General features: G+C 69.3%; 15 protein-coding genes. 4 read left to right on the top strand and 11 right to left on the bottom strand.

What is annotated here, in order from left to right:
• Positions 1-17 precede the first annotated feature (17 nt).
• Both AC2DFQ_RS13775 and AC2DFQ_RS13770 read left to right on the top strand, forming a co-directional pair.
• Positions 18-824: an SDR family NAD(P)-dependent oxidoreductase gene (locus tag AC2DFQ_RS13775; RefSeq protein WP_484507923.1), complete on the top strand. Its 807-nt coding sequence runs from the start codon at positions 18-20 to the stop codon at positions 822-824.
• Positions 825-970: 146 nt separating this feature from the next.
• The gene (locus tag AC2DFQ_RS13770) at positions 971-1,867 is read left to right on the top strand and encodes an aldo/keto reductase (protein WP_484507922.1); all 897 of its coding nucleotides are present in this window, start codon (positions 971-973) and stop codon (positions 1,865-1,867) included.
• Positions 1,868-2,019: 152 nt separating this feature from the next.
• On the opposite strand, the gene AC2DFQ_RS13765 is transcribed toward AC2DFQ_RS13770, so the two are convergent.
• Positions 2,020-3,144, bottom strand: coding sequence for a flavin reductase (locus tag AC2DFQ_RS13765; protein WP_484534283.1), 1,125 nt, complete (start codon positions 3,142-3,144; stop codon positions 2,020-2,022).
• Between the two features lie 147 nt (positions 3,145-3,291).
• On the opposite strand from AC2DFQ_RS13765, the gene AC2DFQ_RS13760 reads away from it, so the two are divergent.
• Positions 3,292-3,693 carry a cupin domain-containing protein gene (locus AC2DFQ_RS13760; RefSeq protein ID WP_484507920.1) on the top strand — a complete coding sequence of 134 codons (402 nt, stop codon included), beginning with the start codon at positions 3,292-3,294 and terminating at the stop codon, positions 3,691-3,693.
• Positions 3,690-5,258: an FAD-binding oxidoreductase gene (locus tag AC2DFQ_RS13755; RefSeq protein ID WP_484534282.1), complete on the top strand. Its 1,569-nt coding sequence runs from the start codon at positions 3,690-3,692 to the stop codon at positions 5,256-5,258. Before AC2DFQ_RS13760 ends, AC2DFQ_RS13755 begins: the two co-directional genes overlap by 4 nt.
• Before the next feature lie 136 nt (positions 5,259-5,394).
• Here AC2DFQ_RS13755 and AC2DFQ_RS13750 read toward each other — a convergent pair whose 3' ends face one another.
• Genes AC2DFQ_RS13750 through AC2DFQ_RS13705 form a run of 10 tightly spaced genes read right to left on the bottom strand, consistent with a single transcriptional unit; the run spans position 5,395 to position 15,017 of the window.
• Positions 5,395-6,498, bottom strand: a complete 1,104-nt coding sequence (locus AC2DFQ_RS13750) for a zinc-binding dehydrogenase (RefSeq protein WP_484534281.1) — start codon at positions 6,496-6,498, stop codon at positions 5,395-5,397.
• The gene (locus AC2DFQ_RS13745) at positions 6,498-7,307 is read right to left on the bottom strand and encodes an SDR family NAD(P)-dependent oxidoreductase (RefSeq protein WP_484534280.1); all 810 of its coding nucleotides are present in this window, start codon (positions 7,305-7,307) and stop codon (positions 6,498-6,500) included. Before AC2DFQ_RS13745 ends, AC2DFQ_RS13750 begins: the two co-directional genes overlap by 1 nt.
• Position 7,308: 1 nt before the next feature.
• The gene (locus AC2DFQ_RS13740; protein ID WP_484534279.1) at positions 7,309-8,697 is read right to left on the bottom strand and encodes an FAD-binding oxidoreductase; all 1,389 of its coding nucleotides are present in this window, start codon (positions 8,695-8,697) and stop codon (positions 7,309-7,311) included.
• A gap of 1 nt (position 8,698) precedes the next feature.
• Positions 8,699-10,270, bottom strand: a complete 1,572-nt coding sequence (locus AC2DFQ_RS13735) for an FAD-binding oxidoreductase (protein ID WP_484534278.1) — start codon at positions 10,268-10,270, stop codon at positions 8,699-8,701.
• Positions 10,267-11,016: a carboxymuconolactone decarboxylase family protein gene (locus AC2DFQ_RS13730; RefSeq protein ID WP_484534277.1), complete on the bottom strand. Its 750-nt coding sequence runs from the start codon at positions 11,014-11,016 to the stop codon at positions 10,267-10,269. The genes AC2DFQ_RS13735 and AC2DFQ_RS13730 overlap by 4 nt, the downstream gene beginning before the upstream one ends.
• Positions 11,013-11,918: an NAD(P)-dependent oxidoreductase gene (locus tag AC2DFQ_RS13725; protein ID WP_484534276.1), complete on the bottom strand. Its 906-nt coding sequence runs from the start codon at positions 11,916-11,918 to the stop codon at positions 11,013-11,015. Before AC2DFQ_RS13725 ends, AC2DFQ_RS13730 begins: the two co-directional genes overlap by 4 nt.
• Positions 11,915-12,325: a 4-carboxymuconolactone decarboxylase gene (pcaC, locus tag AC2DFQ_RS13720; RefSeq protein ID WP_484507912.1), complete on the bottom strand. Its 411-nt coding sequence runs from the start codon at positions 12,323-12,325 to the stop codon at positions 11,915-11,917. The genes AC2DFQ_RS13725 and pcaC overlap by 4 nt, the downstream gene beginning before the upstream one ends.
• A 51-nt stretch (positions 12,326-12,376) precedes the next feature.
• On the bottom strand, positions 12,377-13,270 hold the full coding sequence (locus AC2DFQ_RS13715) for an NAD(P)-dependent oxidoreductase (RefSeq protein WP_484507911.1): 894 nt from the start codon (positions 13,268-13,270) through the stop codon (positions 12,377-12,379).
• Positions 13,267-14,088 (bottom strand): N-acyl homoserine lactonase family protein, encoded by an 822-nt coding sequence (locus AC2DFQ_RS13710; RefSeq protein WP_484507910.1) that lies wholly within the window; start codon positions 14,086-14,088, stop codon positions 13,267-13,269. The genes AC2DFQ_RS13715 and AC2DFQ_RS13710 overlap by 4 nt, the downstream gene beginning before the upstream one ends.
• The gene (locus AC2DFQ_RS13705) at positions 14,085-15,017 is read right to left on the bottom strand and encodes an NAD(P)H-binding protein (RefSeq protein ID WP_484507909.1); all 933 of its coding nucleotides are present in this window, start codon (positions 15,015-15,017) and stop codon (positions 14,085-14,087) included. The genes AC2DFQ_RS13710 and AC2DFQ_RS13705 overlap by 4 nt, the downstream gene beginning before the upstream one ends.
• Between the last annotated feature and the right edge of the window lie 22 nt (positions 15,018-15,039).

Below are 15,039 nucleotides of genomic sequence, written 5' to 3'. Positions count from 1 at the left end.
CAAGGGGGAGTTCGAGGATGAACGACGAGACGGTCGCAGACCGCGCGGAATGGCCGGGCGCGCGACGATTCGAGGGGCGTGTGGCCGCCGTCACGGGCGCGGCTCAGGGCATCGGGCACGCCGTCGCTGATCGCCTGCGCGCCGAGGGCGCGGTGGTGTACGCCCTGGATCGCTCGGCCGACACCCTCGAACGTGCCTGGGGCGGGGCATCCGGAGTCATCCCCCTCGCCACGGACGTCGGCGACAGCGGGGCGGTGAATGCCGCCTTCGCCCGCATCGAGGCCGACCACGGGCGGCTCGACGCGCTCGTGACCGCCGCCGGCATCGCGGATGCCCCGTGGCGGCTGACGGAGCGCGGCGGCGACCCCGATCCGTCCACGATCGACGACGAGGCGTGGGACCTCGTCATCCGCGTCAATCTCACCGGCACGTTCTACTGCGTGCGCGCGGCACTGCCGCTGATCCGCCGGGCCGGGGAGCGGGGCGGTGCGATCGTCACGATCTCCAGCGTCGGCGCGCTCGCGCCCTACCCCCTCCAGGCCGCGTACCCGGCGTCGAAGGCAGGGGTGCTGGGGATGACGCGGGCCATCGCCGCGCTCGTGGGACGCGAGAACATCCGCGTCAACGCGGTGGCCCCCGCAGCCACCCGCACCGCGATGCTGCCGCAGGACGAAGAGCTGCTGGACTCGCTCGTACAGCTGCAGCCCATCCCGCGGGTCGTGCCCCCGTCGGAGATGGCAGCCACCATCGTCTACCTGTGCTCGGACGAGGCGCAGTTCATCACGGGTCAGACCATCAACGTCAACGGCGGCATGGTGATGTGACGTACGCCGCCGCGCGGGCGGCCGGACACGTCAGGATGCGGCGGCGGCGCGGCTGCGGTTGCGGTTTACACCCTGGTGCACCTTCGTGCGTGCTAGCGTTTCTCGCCCGGAGGCCCTCCGGTACCCCCCCCCCCCCCCCCGGGTCTGTGAGGTTCTTCGTGTCTGAATCTGTATCTCTTCCTGTCACCGACGGCCGCCTAGGGAGCCGCAGCGTTGCCCGCATCGGGTACGGCAGCATGCGACTGGAAGCTTTCCGCGGCCGCCCGGCCGCAGGTGCTGCCGTTCTCCGGCGGGTGCTCGAGCTCGGGGTCGATCACATCGACACGGCTTACTTCTATGGTGAGGGGTTCGTCAACAACCTGATCCGCGAGGAAGTGGTGCCGCAAGAGCGGGCCGTGATCGCGACGAAGGTCGGAGCTGTACCCGACCCTCAGGCGGCGCCGATCCCGTTGCGTCCGGCACAGAAGCCAGCCGAACTGCGCCAGGGCGTTGAGGACAATCTTCGGAGCCTGGGAGTGGATCGGCTGGACCTCGTCAACCTCCGCCGGCTCGACGTCGCACCCGGTATCACCGCAGCGGGAGACCAGGTGGTGGACCTGGACGACCAGCTGGCCGTACTGACAGAGATGAGAGACGAGGGGAAGATCGATGGCATCGGGCTCAGCGGGGTGACCGCGGAAACGGTCCGGCGCGCTTTGCCCGTCGGGATCGCCTGCGTCCAGAACTCCTACAGCGTCGTCAATCGTCAGTTCGAAGACGTCCTTCAGGTCTGCCTCGAGAACGAAATCGCGTGGGTGCCGTTCTTCCCTCTTGGCGGCGGCTTGCCGGGAGCCGGAAACGTGGTGCACCACCCGGCCGTCCTCGCCGCCGCTGAGCACCTTGGCGCCACCCCCGGTCAGGTTGGCCTGGCATGGCTGCTGCACCATGCGCCGAACACGCTCCTCATCCCCGGCACGACCACAGTCGGTCACCTGGAAGAGAACGTCGCCGCCGGCGACCTCATCATCCCGCCGGCGACCATGGTTGAACTCGACGCCATCTGACGGGGCAGCTGCAGCGCGCTGCCCCCTCAGCCCAGCCGCGGCCGGATTCAGGAAGATGCCCGGATCAGGCGGGATTCTGCTGGAACGGGCCTGATCCGGGCACTTGTCCTGACGTCAGCGCGGGCGCTGCGCCAGGACGCGCGGGGGCTGCGTCAGGATGCGGCGGCCGCGCGGCTCTCCTGCGGGCGGCGGGCGTGGGTGGCAAGGGTCTCGAGGACCTTCGCGACATCGCCGGACTCGTAGCCCGCCACGATCGCCGAGTGGTCATCGAGAAGCTTGGACGTGGCCTTCGTCGACTGGCGGATGGTGCGCAGCTCGAGCGACGGGAGGCGAAGGCCCTTGTAGGTCTCGGTCAGGATGACGCTGCCGGCGAGCGTCACGATGTACTCGTGGAAGGCCGCGTTGGAGCGGATCCAGCCTTCGGGGTCGGTGAACTCGTCGTCGTTCACGTACTCGAGCGTGGCCTCCATGAGACGGCGCAGCTCCGCGAGTTGGTCCTCCGCGAGCCGCCCGACCGTCTGCGAGGCGGCGCCGACCTCGATCGCCAGCTTGGCGGCGTAGTAGTCGAAGATCACCTGGTCGGGCACGGGCTCGACCTCGAAGCTCGCTCCCGAGCGGCGGACGAGGCCCTCGTCCACGAGGGCGACCAGCGCGCGGAACGCCCGCCCGATCTCGATCTCGAGCGTCTCGGCGATGACCTCAGCATCCAGCGGGACCGACTCGTCGGTGACGGTGTTGACCACGTAGTCGCGCACGGCGCGCAGCGCCGCGGAGTCGGGCGCGGTCTCCATCGTCCCGAATGACCCGCGGAAGTATGCCAACGGGTTGCCGGGGTGGGACGTGACGCGCACGACACGGGCGAGGAAGACCAGGTGCGTTCCGCCTCGGACGGAGTCCTCGACGACGCACTCGAACTGCGCGATCGAGCCCGCCAGCAGCGGGGCGCCGCCGTGACCGCGCTCGAAGGCCACCGACTGGAACTTGTCGTCGCCCTTGCTCGCGAACCTCTGCGCGATGGGGGCGGAGTCTTCGGCGAGGACGTTCACGGCGAAGGTTCCCGTGCGGGTGATGGCCTGGGCGGTGGAGGAGGTGACGTTCAGGCAGATGAGGATCATCGGCGGTTCGTCGGAGAGGGAGCTGACGGCGCTGGCGGCGGCACCGAAATCGACGTCGTCCTCGCGCGTGGTGATGACCGTCACGCCACTGGCGAACCGGCCCATGACGTCGCGGAACTCCCACTTCGACGGCGGCTCGATCAGGGTGTCGGGGGTGTTCATCGTCACGCTCCTTCGCGTCTTCGATCGCGACCGCATGGCCACGTTAGCGATGATAGCTATTGGTTACACCACATACAACTATCTTGCCCTGACGGTATAGTACTGTCTGACAATTTGGACGAAGAGGTTCGAAGAAAGGGCACTCCGATGCGACTCATCCCCGGCAGATCAGGATCGGCCTCCGGCCGCGCGAGCGGCACATTCACCGGCGAGGTGTGGATGGACGGCGTCATCACCGACCAGCCCGAGGTGAAGATCAACAACGTGATCTTCACTCCCTGCGCGCGCACCTACTGGCACCACCACTCGCAGGGCCAGATCCTGCAGGTGTTCCGCGGCAAGGGCCTCGTGTGCGGAGCCGACGGCCAGCCGCGCGTGATCACCGAGGGCGACACCGTGTGGATAGAGCCCGGCGAACGCCACTGGCACGGCGGCACGGCCGACTCCCTCATGGGGCACACCGCCATCACGCTCGGCGACACCGTGTGGCTCGAAGAAGTGTCCGAGGCCGACTACGACGCGGCACAGCAGGTGGAAGGAACGCGATGACGGATCGGTTCGCGCCCGCCGCCCCGGAGCTTTCCGGCGAGGCGCGGGACGAACTCATCGCGGTCGTCGGAGCGGAGAATACCCTCTTCACCGAGGAGGAGCGCGACACCTACCGCGACCCGTACTGGTTCCAGGAGGACCGCACGTACGACTCGTGCGGCGCGGTCTTCCCCGCGAACGTCGACGAGCTGCAGGAGATCGTCCGCATCGCCGGGCGCCACGGCATCCCGGTGTGGACGTCGTCCCAGGGCCGCAACAACGGCTACGGCGGCCCGTCGCCCCGGGTGAGCGGGTCGCTCCTCATCGGGCTGCGCCGGATGAACCGCATCCTGCATATCGACACGGAGCTGGCGTACGCCGTCGTGGAGCCGGGCGTCCGCTGGCTCGACCTGCACGCGGCGCTGCACGAGCTCGGCGACGAGCTCATGCTCTCCGTGCCGGATATCGGGTGGGGGTCGATCATCGGCAACTCGCTCGACAACGGCATGACCTACCTGCCGCTCGGGAGCGACTACCAGGCGCCCACCGGCATGGAGGTCGTGCTCGCCGACGGGTCGCTGATGCGCACCGGGATGGGCGCGATCCCCGACAGCAAGTCGTGGCACCTGTTCAAGCGCGGCCTCGGCCCGACGCTGGACCCGCTGTTCACCCAGTCGAACTACGGCATCGTCACGCGCATGGGCGTGTGGCTGCAGCGGCGCCCGCGGTACTACATGCCGCTGTACCTGTCGGTGCCGCGCGATGCGCAGCTCGGCCAGGTGGTCGACATCATCCGCGAACTGCGCCTGGACGGCGTCATCCGCGGTGTGCCGAACCTGCAGAACCTCATCACGATGGGTACGCAGTTCCCCGAGCACATGGGCATGTTCCCCGGTGCCGATCCGACCTGGTCCGAGGAGCGCCTGGACGACCTCGCGGATGCCACCGGCATCGGCCGCTGGGGCGTGCGCACCGCGCTGTGGGGCGACGAGCCGGTGGTCGAGCACCACCTCTCCCGCATCCGCGAGGCCTGGTCGGCCGTCGAGGGCGCGCGGGTCGACGTGCTCGGCCGGTTCACTCCGGAGAACTGGGGCGAGATCTCCACGTTCATGCAGCGGATCTCCGCCGGCATCCCGTCGATGGACATGATGGAGCAGATGCCCGACTGGGTCGGTCACGTCGGTTTCTCGCCCGTCGTGCCGCTGCAGGGCGACGAGGTCGTGCGTGTGATCGACCGGATCAAGGAGCGCGTCGTGGCGCGGACGGGCGCGAACTTCGTGTGCGCGATCTTCCCCACCAACGACCGCAGCGCCATGATCGTCAGCGCCATGAGCTTCGATCGCCGGGATGAAGCGCAGGTGCGGGCGACCTTCGACACCGTGCGCGAGCTCATCGCCGAAATCGGCGAGATGGGCTACGGGGAGTACCGCGCGCATCTGGACTTCATGGACGCCGCCAGCGAGCAGTACTCGTTCGGCGACCACGCCTACCGCCGGTTCGCCGAGGCGATCAAGGACGCCGTCGACCCCCAGGGGATCCTCTCCCCCGGCCGGCACGGCATCTGGCCCGCTCAGTATCGCGCCTGACCCGGAGGCGCGTCGGCCGTCGGCTCGCCGGCGTCGGCCGCTGGCGCCGTTCAAAACTCAGGAGATTCGGCACTCCCGGCGCCGCAGAGCGCCCTCCGCCCGGCGTGTCTCCTGAGTTTTGAACGGCAGAAGCGGGTCAGTGGTCGAAGACGATGACTCCGCAGACGTCCTCGAGCGACCCGGAGCGGTCGCGCGCCGAGTCGAGCTCGGACAGCGGGTAGGTGCGGGTGAGGATGGGCGCGGGGTCCAGCCGCCCGCGCTCGAGGAGGCCGGCGTAGCGCTGCAGGTCGCTGCGCATGTGCAGCTGCCCGTTCTGCGAACTCAGGATGCGGCGGCTCTGCAGCGCGGTCTCCACCTGCGGGAGGGTGAGCTGCGCGCCGCCGAGCTCGAATCCGGTGAGCACGGTGCGTCCACCCCGGCGGGTCGCCTCGACGGCGAGACGCTGGGATGCGGTCGGCCCGGCCGCCTCGAGTCCCACATCAACACCCCGGCCGCCCGTGAGATCGCGGATAGCGGCCACGGCGTCGACGTCCAACGGGTCGATGACGTGGTCGGCGCCCATGTCGGCCGCGAGCAGACGCCGACCCTCATGCGGCTCGACGACGACGACCGTTCCGGCTCCGGCGAGGCGTGCAGCCTGCAGCATCCAAAGGCCCAGGTGCCCGGCGCCGACGATCGCGACGGACTCGCCGGGGGCCAGCTGCGCCACGTTCTCGACCGAGCCGACGCCCGTGCTGACGCCGCATCCGAGGAGCGAGAGAACCTCGGAGGACAGGTCGGACTCGACGGGGAAGACCTGGTTGCCGGAGATCGACATGTACTCGGCGTAGCCGCCGACGCATCCCGCGCAGGAGATGAGCGCGCCGTCGGCGCCGCGGGCGATGTCGGGGTAGATGCCGCCGAGGTCGAAGAGTTCGGAGCACTGCCACGGCTCCCCGATGGAGCAGTAGTAGCAGCGGCCGCACTCCGGGGTGCCCGGCACGACGACGCGCTGGCCGACGGAGGCACCGCGCACGTCGGCGCCGACCTCCACGACCTCGCCGATGGAGGCGTGACCGAGGATGGTCGGCGGGATCTTGTAGAGCTGGCCCTTCCAGTTCTTGACATCCGTCGAGCAGAACGGGCTCGCGTGGGTCTTCACCAGGACGCGGTTGGCGTCCAGCGGCAGCATCTCGACCTGTTCGATCGAGAACGGCTCGCCGATCTGCCGCAGGACTCCGGCCGCACCGAAAACGCTCATCACTCCTCCACGGGGTACTTCTCGAACGCCGCACGGATCGCCTGCTGGCGTCCGTCGACGATGTGCCACCAGTCGGGGTGGGTCACGGCGTACAGGTCGTCGTTGCGGATGGCGCGGGTCACGATCCGACCGGCATCGATCGGGTCGATCCACCGCAGGTCGCCGGCCGGCCCCTCGGAGATGTCGACGTCGGCGAGTGCGCCGCCCTGCCCGCCGGGGCGGTTGCGCAGGCTCGCCTTGATGTTGGTGCGCACCGTGCCGGGCGCGAGAAGCGTGACGTGCACGTTCGCGTCGTCCTCGGCGAGCTCGAGGGCGAGAGCCTCGGTGAGCGCGGCGACCCCGTACTTGGTCACGGCGTAGGCGCCGGCCCGCGACATCGGGGAGAACGACGCCATCGATCCCGTGTTGACGATGTGCCCGCCATCCGGATTCGCCAGCAGCCGCGGCAGGAACGTCGAGACGCCGTGGATGACACCCCACAGGTTCACGTCGACGAGGAAACGCCAGTCGTCCAGCGTCATCTCGGCCATGCGCGCGAGGGGTCCGACGCCGGCGTTGTTCACGACGATCCCCACCGAACCGAACCGCTCGACCACCTCGTCGGCCAGTGCCTCCACGCTGGCGGGGTCGCTGACGTCGACGCGGATGCCGGTGGCCCCGATCTCCGCTGCCGTCGTCTCCAGCGCCCCGCGCTCGACGTCGGCGATCACCACCGTCGCGCCTTCGGCGATCAACTGCTCGGCGATGCCCCGACCGATGCCCGAGGCGCCGCCGGTGACGACGGCGACGCGACCCTGGATGCTGGTCATCTCAGTTCCCGTGTTCGAAGATGCCGACCGGGTCGTGCTCGCGGCGGATGTCGCGCAGCCGCAGGGCGTTCTCCTTCGACCACAACCGGTTCTGGAAGATCTCGGCGGTGGGATGCCCCGCCCAGTTGTAGTTCACTTCGGCGCCGCTGTACGTGGTCAGGCGGTCGCGGATGGCGTAGCCGGCGGCCTCGACGACCTCCCACGGTGCGATGCCGTCGATGGGCACGCCCAGGACGAGCAGCGTGAACGGCTCCTTGCGGCCGCCGATGGCGCTCGGATACTCGGGGTCACGCGCGAGTGCGCCACCGTGGTAGCGCACCTCGACCGTGGCCAGCGGGGAGGCGACGCCGCCGCCGGCGTTCTCCACGAGCACGTCGATCAGCGCGTGGTCGACGGTTCCGAGGAAGTCGCCCCACTCCCACAGCGGAAGCGGGTCGGTGGGCTCGGAGTGGATCTCGGCGATCCGGTCGCTGGGGAGGATGCCCACGGTGTCGACGACGCCGGGTCCCGCGATCTCCCGCCACGACGCGAAGATCGCCTCGCCCCGCTCGGCGAGCTCGTCGTTCGTAGCGCCCACCTCGACGTAGGCGAAACGAACGTGGAAGACCGTCGCGCCGCCCAGCGGTGCGGGCAGGGTCGGCGGAAGCCGCAGGATCGCGAACGACGTGTTGGCCGAGTCCGGGAGACCCGGCACCCAGTCCAGCCACGCGTGGGCGAGGCGCTCGATGTCCTCCTCGGCGTAGAAGATCCCGCCGCCGTACACGAACGGCATCCGCGGGGCTTCGACGGTCATCTCGGTGACGACGCCGAGTCCGACCTTGCCGCCGCGGAGCGCCCAGAACAGGTCGTCGTTCTCGGTGGGGGTGGCCACGAGCACGTCGCCGTTGCCGTCGACTACGCGGAAGCCGCGCACCCAGTCGCCCGCCATGCCCAGCGTCCGCCCGAGCGGGCCGATGCCGCCTCCGAGAACAAGGCCGACGGCGCCGACGGTCTTGGCCGACCCCGTCACCGCGCCGAGGCCTGCGGCGTGAAGGTGCGGCACGATGTCCTGCCACGTCAGACCGGCACCGAGGGCGAATCGTGCATTCTCGGCGTCGACGACGAGGCTGTCCAGGCGGCTGGTCTTCAGCATCACCCCGGAGTCGAGCTGGCGGTACGCGCCGTGCCCCGTGGCCTGAGGATGAACGGTCGTCCCCTGCGCGCGCGCCCACCGCACGACGGTCTGGACCTCTGCCTCGTCGGCGGGGGTCACCACCAGGTCGGGGTTGTTGGGTGAGAGCAGGTTGAATCCGCCGATCTCGACGGCGAATCCCTCTTCGCCGCGGAGGTAGACCGTGCCGGAGATCGCGGCGCGGAGTTCGTCGACGGCGCTGTCGAGTGGGGCTCCCATGTCAGTCCTTTCGTCTGTTCGCCGGCCAGATGCCGTGCCGGCCCGGTGAGAGGATGCCGCGCGGGTCGACGGCGTCCTTGATGCGCTCCACGAACCGTCGGTACGCGAAGTCGTTGAATGAGTACTGCTCGGCGGCGAGGTCCATGAAGTCCAGGTGCGCGCGGTACTCGCCGTAGCCGAGCTTCCCGGCCTCCCGCACCATGGTCTTCACCGTCGAGTAGGCGGTGCGGGACTGCTCTTCATCGGATGCGTCGAAGGCCAGGCCGCTCACCACGATCGCGCTACGCTCGCTGGACACGCAGATGCCGACGACGAAGTTCACGCCCGCCTCGCGCACGACGATGTCTTCGAGGAGATCGACGACCTTGCGGATGGCGGCGCCCTGCAGCGGTACGGCCGGGGAGAACCCCACGTGCCCGACGTTGTCGGGCATCGCCTCGAGCATGTCCAGGCTCGGGATGCCGCCCTGCACCTTGTCGACGAAGTGCTCGATCTGGTCCCACTCGTCGTGGCCGTAGGTGCGGGCGTGGTCCACCCGCGAGCCTTCGATCGCGGACCACGCCTGTTCGATCATCTCGACATGGCGGGCCACGACCGCCGCATCCCCCCACACCGCCGTGCGCATGCCCCACCGGCCGACCCCGGTGAGATCGGCGATCTCATCGAGCTTGTCGGAGCTGAGGGTCTTGTCCGCGCCCTGCATCTTGCCCAGGAGCTCGGGGAAGTGCGAGGCGAGGGTCACGGTGTTCTGCATGACCGGAACGCCCCGGATGACCCCGGCCAGCCGCAGCTCGCGGAGGATGTCGATGGCCTGCTCCAGCTGCGAATCCCGCGGCACGGTCAGGAAGAGGGGCGCGTACGCGTCGGGCTTGCGCATGAGCCAGTAGCCCATGCGGGTGACGATGCCGAAGTTGGACTGCACGAACAGGGGGTCCAGCACCGGGCCGAGCCCCCGCTTGTACACGTGCCACGCCGGGGAGTCGGGGATGGCGCCCATGCCGGTGCGCAGGAGCGACCCGTCGGCGAGCACCACCTCCATGCCGGTGGGCGCCTGCCAGTCCATGCCGAGCGGCAGGTAGGTGACGCCGCTGTCCATCGTGTTGCCGATGACCGATCCCCACCCGAGATCGGGCACGGAGACGAGCAGGTCGTACCCGGCCTCCTCGATGGCGGCGTGCAGCTCGATCCACGTCACGCCGGGCTCGACCACCGCGTAGGCGAGTTCGTCGTTGATCTCCAGCACCCGGTTCATCCGGCGAAGGCTCACCAGAACGGAGCCCTTCACCCGTGGCGAGGGCCCGCCGTAGCCGTTGTTGCGCCCCTGCGACGACGTCCACAGCGGCACGCCGAGGTCGTTCGCGATGCGGACGACGGCCTGCACCTCCTCCGTGGAGGACGGATACAGCACAGCGGAGGAGTCGTACGTGCGATCTTCGGCCAGCCAGTACGGATCGCGGTACTCGTCGCGGCCCGCTTCATCGACCACGACGGCGTCGTCGCCGAGCGCGTCGCGGAAACACTGCTCGGCTTCGGCGCTCAGGGTGTAGCCGTCTTCGCGGGCCGCGATGCTCATCGCCCGGCTTCCTCGGCGAGGATGGGGGCGGCCTCCAGCACGCCGTGGATGCCGAGGGTCGCGGCGATCTCCATGACCTCGATGAGCTCCTGTGCGGTCGCGCCATAGCCCACCGCGTTCTGCAGGTGGAGCTTCAGCCCCGACGTGTACAGGTGCGTCGCGGCGGTGTCGAAGGCGATGTAGATGAACTCCTTGACCTTCGGCTCGAGCGGGCCACTCACCCACGGCACGGAGGAGAACTCGGTGTACGCGTCGAAGAACTCCGGCGCGAGCTCGAGGATCTCGTTCCAGAAGTCGTGCCAGTAGCCGCGCTTCTCGGTGAAGTCGGCCTTGAGCTTCTCCTGGTACTCCGTCAGCGGGGCCGAGTCGGTACGGATGCCGGCCTCCTCGAGCACCTCGACGAGGATGGGCACGCCGATGTTCATGGCGTGGATGCCCAGCGTCGCGCAGCACTCGAGCACCTCCATGATCTCGGCCGGCGTCGCGCCGGCCTCGAGCGCGCGGCGGATGTGGCCGCGCACCGGCGGGAGGTAGAGGTGGGTGGAGTTGGCCGCGACGGCCAGGCGGATGAAGTGACGCACCTTCTCGGGGAGCGCCCCGGTGCGGTCGGGGACCCCCGCGAGCCGCCCGTAGGCGGCGAGGAACTCCGCGTCGAGGTCGAGCACGGCCTGCAGCCGTCCGTCCCATCCGCCGAGGGTCTCTTCGACCTCGCTGCGGATCTGCTGGCGGCGTTCGGCGTCGGTCATTCCTGGACTCCTTCGTCCGTCGGGGAGGCCTTCGCGGCGCGCAGCCAGCGGGCGACCTCGGTGTGGTCGGCACGGGGGCCGAGATCTTCGGATGCGGTGGCCCAGCGCGCCACGGCGGCATCGCTCAGTTCGTGCGGCACGCCCAGACGCTCGGCGAGCCCCGTGGCGATCTTCATGTCTTTGAGCATCAGGCTGAGACCGAACCCGGAGTTGTAGCCCTCCCCCACGATGAAGTTCGGCCACTTGTGCTCGGTGGACCCGCTCCGCCCGCTCGAGCGGTTGATCGCCTCGAGCATGACGTTCGGGTCGAGGCCGAACGCCATTCCCGTGAGCATCGCCTCGCTCGTCACCCACAGGTGGGCGGCGGACATGAGGTTGTTGATGGCCTTGAGCGCGTGACCCGCGCCGATGGCGCCGACGTGCGCGGGCCGGCCGAGCACGTCGAACACGGGCGTGGCCTCGGCGACGTCGGTGGCGTCCCCGCCGACCATGATCGTGAGCGTGCCCTTCTCGGCGCCGCCGACACCCCCCGAGACGGGGGCGTCGATGAGACGGGCACCGCCGGCGGCCACGGCCTCGGCGAGGGCGCGCGTGCGCAGCGGCTCCGACGAACTCATGTCGACGAAGAGGGTGCCGGCGGGGGCGGCGGCGAGGAGTCCGTCCGGGCCGAGCACCGCGGCATCCACGATGTCGGAATTGGGCAGCATCAGGATGACGATCTGGGCGTCGCGGACGACGTCGGTCGCCTGCTCCACGGCCTCGCCGCCCGCGGCGGAGAAGCGTTCGCGTGCTGACTCGGCGATGTCGAAGCCGACCACGCGGTGCCCGGCCTCGACCAGCCGACGGGCCATGGGCGTTCCCATGTTCCCAAGGCCGACGAAACCGACCGTGGAGGCGCTCACAGTTCGCCCGCCGCCTTCATCTCCTCGAGCTTCGCCTCCGCGATGCGGAAGGACTCCAGCGACGCCGGCACGCCGACGTAGATGGCGACCTGCATGAGCGCTTCCTGGATCTCCTCGGGGGTGACGCCGTTGCGGATCGCGCCGCGGACGTGCACGCCGAGCTCGTGACCCCGGTTGAGCGCCGACAGCATCGCGAGGTTCAGCAGGCTCCGCGTTCGGCGGTCCAGCCCCGGGCGGGTCCACACCGCGCCCCAGCAGTACTCGGTGACGAGCTCCTGGATGGGGCGGGAGAACTCCGTGACCTGACCCAGCGAACGGTCCACGTGCGCGGTGCCGAGCACCTCGCGACGCACCTGGAGGCCCGCCTCGTAGGTCTCGCGTCGGGTGGGGTCTTCGTTATCGGTCATGTCGCTGATATTTCCTGTTCTGGAGGGAGTCGAGGTGGGGAGCGGGAGCTCTCACGCGGGGTCGGTCAGGCGGACGCGTCCCGAGACGTCGCCGATCGCGTCGACGACGCGGTTGCTGATCTCGTCGGCGTAGCCCAGCGCGTTGGCCAGGCCGAAGGCGGCGAGAGGGGCGGCGGAGTTGAGCGAAGCAACGCCGAGCTCGTGGAGGTGATCCACGTACAGCACCACGTCCTTGGTCATGAGCGCGTTGGTGAGCCCGCCCTTGAGGTAGTCGCCGTGGATGATCTTGGGGAAGCGGTTGAGGGTGGCGAAGTTCACTCCCGAGCTGGAGTTGAGCACTTCGAGCACGGTCTCCAGGTCCAGCCCGGCCTTCTTGGCGGCGACCATGACCTCGGCCGTGGCCGACAGGCTGATCGCGTTGAGGAAGTTGTTCAGCAGCTTCATGCTGTGACCGGTTCCCGACGCGCCCATGTGGTGGATGCCGGTGGCGAAGTGCGCCAGGACGGGACGTGCCCGTTCGAGCGCCTCGGCCGACCCGCCGACCATCAGGGTGAGCGTGCCCTTCTCCGCGGCGGCGGCACCGCCGGAGATCCCCGCATCGACGTAGGCGACGCCACGCTCCTCCAGCTGCTCGGAGATGCGGATGGTGGAGCTCGGGGCGGCGGTGCTGAGGTCGACGACCACGGTGCCCTCGCGAAGGGCCGGGATGAACGACTCGTCACCCAGGATGACCCGCTCGACGACCTTGCTGTCGGGGAGGGACAGGAAGACGATGTCGGATGCGGCGGCGACCTCGACCGCGCTTCCGGCCGGTTCGGCACCGGCCGCGGTCACGGCGTCGCGCACCATATCGAAGCCGAGAACGGGGACACCGCCGTCCACGATCCGGCGCGTCATACGGCCTCCCATGTTGCCCAGGCCGATGAATCCGACGCGATCGGTCATGCTGTTCCCTTTCGTGATCCGGCGCTGCCGATGGTCGCTGCGACCCCGGCGAGCGGTCCCGACTCCACCGTGCGGAATCGGTTCAGTGTGTCGGGGTCGTGACCCGACACGAGGTGCTGAACGCCGTCACTCATCAGCGAGCGCACCCGGTCGAAACCGGCGTACATCCGTGGCAGGTCGGCGACGAAGGCGAACGGCAGGTCGTCCTCGTACTCCTCGTAGTAGTGGACGGCGTCCGACGCGAGCAGCGCGTCACCCTCCGACGTGCGCACCCGCACGGCGGACTGGCCGGGAGTGTGCCCCCCGAGCTCGAGCAGTTCCACGCCGGGGGCGATTTCCAGTCGGTCGCGGAACGTGCGCACGCGACCATCCGCGTGGGCAGCGCGCAGCGCGTCGATCTCGGCGTCCTCCGTCGAGTAGCGGAACTGGGTGCGGCGACCCATGGCGCCCGTCCAGAAGTCGTACTCCGACTCCGCGATGACGATCTGGGCACGGGGGAACAGGCCGAGGTTGCCGATGTGGTCGTAGTGGGCGTGGGTGACCACGATCGTCTGCTCGGCCTCGGTGTCGATCCCGAGCGCCGCGTAGATCTCCGGCAGTTCGCGGACGAAGGTGCGGTTGCGGTTGCGCCCGCCCTCCTCGGAGAATCCCGTGTCGACCAGGATGGTGCGCTCCTCGTTGCGCAGCACCCACACGAAGTAGTCCATGCCGATCGGGCCGTCGTCCTGACCGTAGATGTGGTAGTTCAGGAAGACCTCGGATCGGTGCCCGCGTCGCGTGCCGTACTGGACGATGACGACCTCGTACTCGTCGCTCATCCGGACACCCCCTGAGGTGCCGTCGGCCAGCTCGACCGGCGCTCGATCATGAGGTCGCGGAGGTTCCTCGGCGTGCGGCCCGTGAAGCGCTCGACGACGTCGGTGACCTTCGCCATGCTGCCCATGCGCACCATCTGCCCGAACGACACCATGCCGTCGCTGCACCACGGCACGGGAGAGTTCGAGAAGTCGCCGGTGGCCTCGCGCGGGACGCCGAGCGCATCCCACATGGCGTACATCTCGTCGTCGGTGAGGTCGACGATGCGGATGTCGGCACCGCTGAGTTCGGTGATCATCTCGCCGACCTCGCGGTACGTGAACATCTCGGGGCCGGTGACGTCGTACCCCGTGTTCGGCTCGCCGGCGCCCTTGAGGACCTCGGCGGCCACGGCGGCGACATCGTCGCGGGCCACGAAGGCGACCTGGCCGTCGGCGGTGTTGCCGATGCTCTGGCCGCTGGTGATGGCGATGACGGCCTGGTTCTCGGCCATGGCGTCGGCGTACTGGTTGTTGCGCAGCATGTTCCAGGTCATGCCGCTGTCCCTGATGAGCTTCTCGGTGAATTTGTGATCGGCCACCTCGTGCGACATCACATCCGGGCGCTCGGTGCCGATGAACGACGTGTAGACGATGTGCTGGATGCCTGCGGCCTGCGCCGCCTCGACGGCGTTACGGTGCTGGCGCTGACGGTTGGGGCCGGCCTCCATCGCCGAGACCATGAACAGGCGCTCACCCCCGGCGAAGGCCTCGCGCAGGGCGTCGGCGTCTTCGTAGTCGGCCCGGCGCGCGGACACACCACGCTCGGCCCAGCTCGCGAGCACCTCCGGATTGCGGCTCGTCACGATGACCTGGTCCGGGGGCACGGTCGCGAGGAGGTTCTCCGCGACGGCGTTGCCCACGTACCCGCTGACCCCGGTGATCACGTACATGGCGGCTTCTCCCTTGAAACAG

This window comes from Microbacterium sp. Z11_20 (assembly GCF_057197605.1).
This window is presented reverse-complemented; position numbering and strand designations above follow the sequence as displayed.

Bases quoted from the DNA above. Each gene is read 5' to 3' on its own strand.
- AC2DFQ_RS13775 (WP_484507923.1), top strand. From the start codon at position 18: ATGAACGACGAGACGGTCGCAGACCGCGCGGAATGGCCGGGCGCGCGA.
- AC2DFQ_RS13765 (WP_484534283.1), bottom strand. From the start codon at position 3,144: ATGAACACCCCCGACACCCTGATCGAGCCGCCGTCGAAGTGGGAGTTC.
- AC2DFQ_RS13760 (WP_484507920.1), top strand. From the start codon at position 3,292: ATGCGACTCATCCCCGGCAGATCAGGATCGGCCTCCGGCCGCGCGAGC.
- AC2DFQ_RS13755 (WP_484534282.1), top strand. From the start codon at position 3,690: ATGACGGATCGGTTCGCGCCCGCCGCCCCGGAGCTTTCCGGCGAGGCG.
- AC2DFQ_RS13750 (WP_484534281.1), bottom strand. From the start codon at position 6,498: ATGAGCGTTTTCGGTGCGGCCGGAGTCCTGCGGCAGATCGGCGAGCCG.
- AC2DFQ_RS13745 (WP_484534280.1), bottom strand. From the start codon at position 7,307: ATGACCAGCATCCAGGGTCGCGTCGCCGTCGTCACCGGCGGCGCCTCG.
- AC2DFQ_RS13740 (WP_484534279.1), bottom strand. From the start codon at position 8,697: ATGGGAGCCCCACTCGACAGCGCCGTCGACGAACTCCGCGCCGCGATC.
- AC2DFQ_RS13735 (WP_484534278.1), bottom strand. From the start codon at position 10,270: ATGAGCATCGCGGCCCGCGAAGACGGCTACACCCTGAGCGCCGAAGCC.
- AC2DFQ_RS13730 (WP_484534277.1), bottom strand. From the start codon at position 11,016: ATGACCGACGCCGAACGCCGCCAGCAGATCCGCAGCGAGGTCGAAGAG.
- pcaC (WP_484507912.1), bottom strand. From the start codon at position 12,325: ATGACCGATAACGAAGACCCCACCCGACGCGAGACCTACGAGGCGGGC.
- AC2DFQ_RS13715 (WP_484507911.1), bottom strand. From the start codon at position 13,270: ATGACCGATCGCGTCGGATTCATCGGCCTGGGCAACATGGGAGGCCGT.
- AC2DFQ_RS13710 (WP_484507910.1), bottom strand. From the start codon at position 14,088: ATGAGCGACGAGTACGAGGTCGTCATCGTCCAGTACGGCACGCGACGC.
- AC2DFQ_RS13705 (WP_484507909.1), bottom strand. From the start codon at position 15,017: ATGTACGTGATCACCGGGGTCAGCGGGTACGTGGGCAACGCCGTCGCG.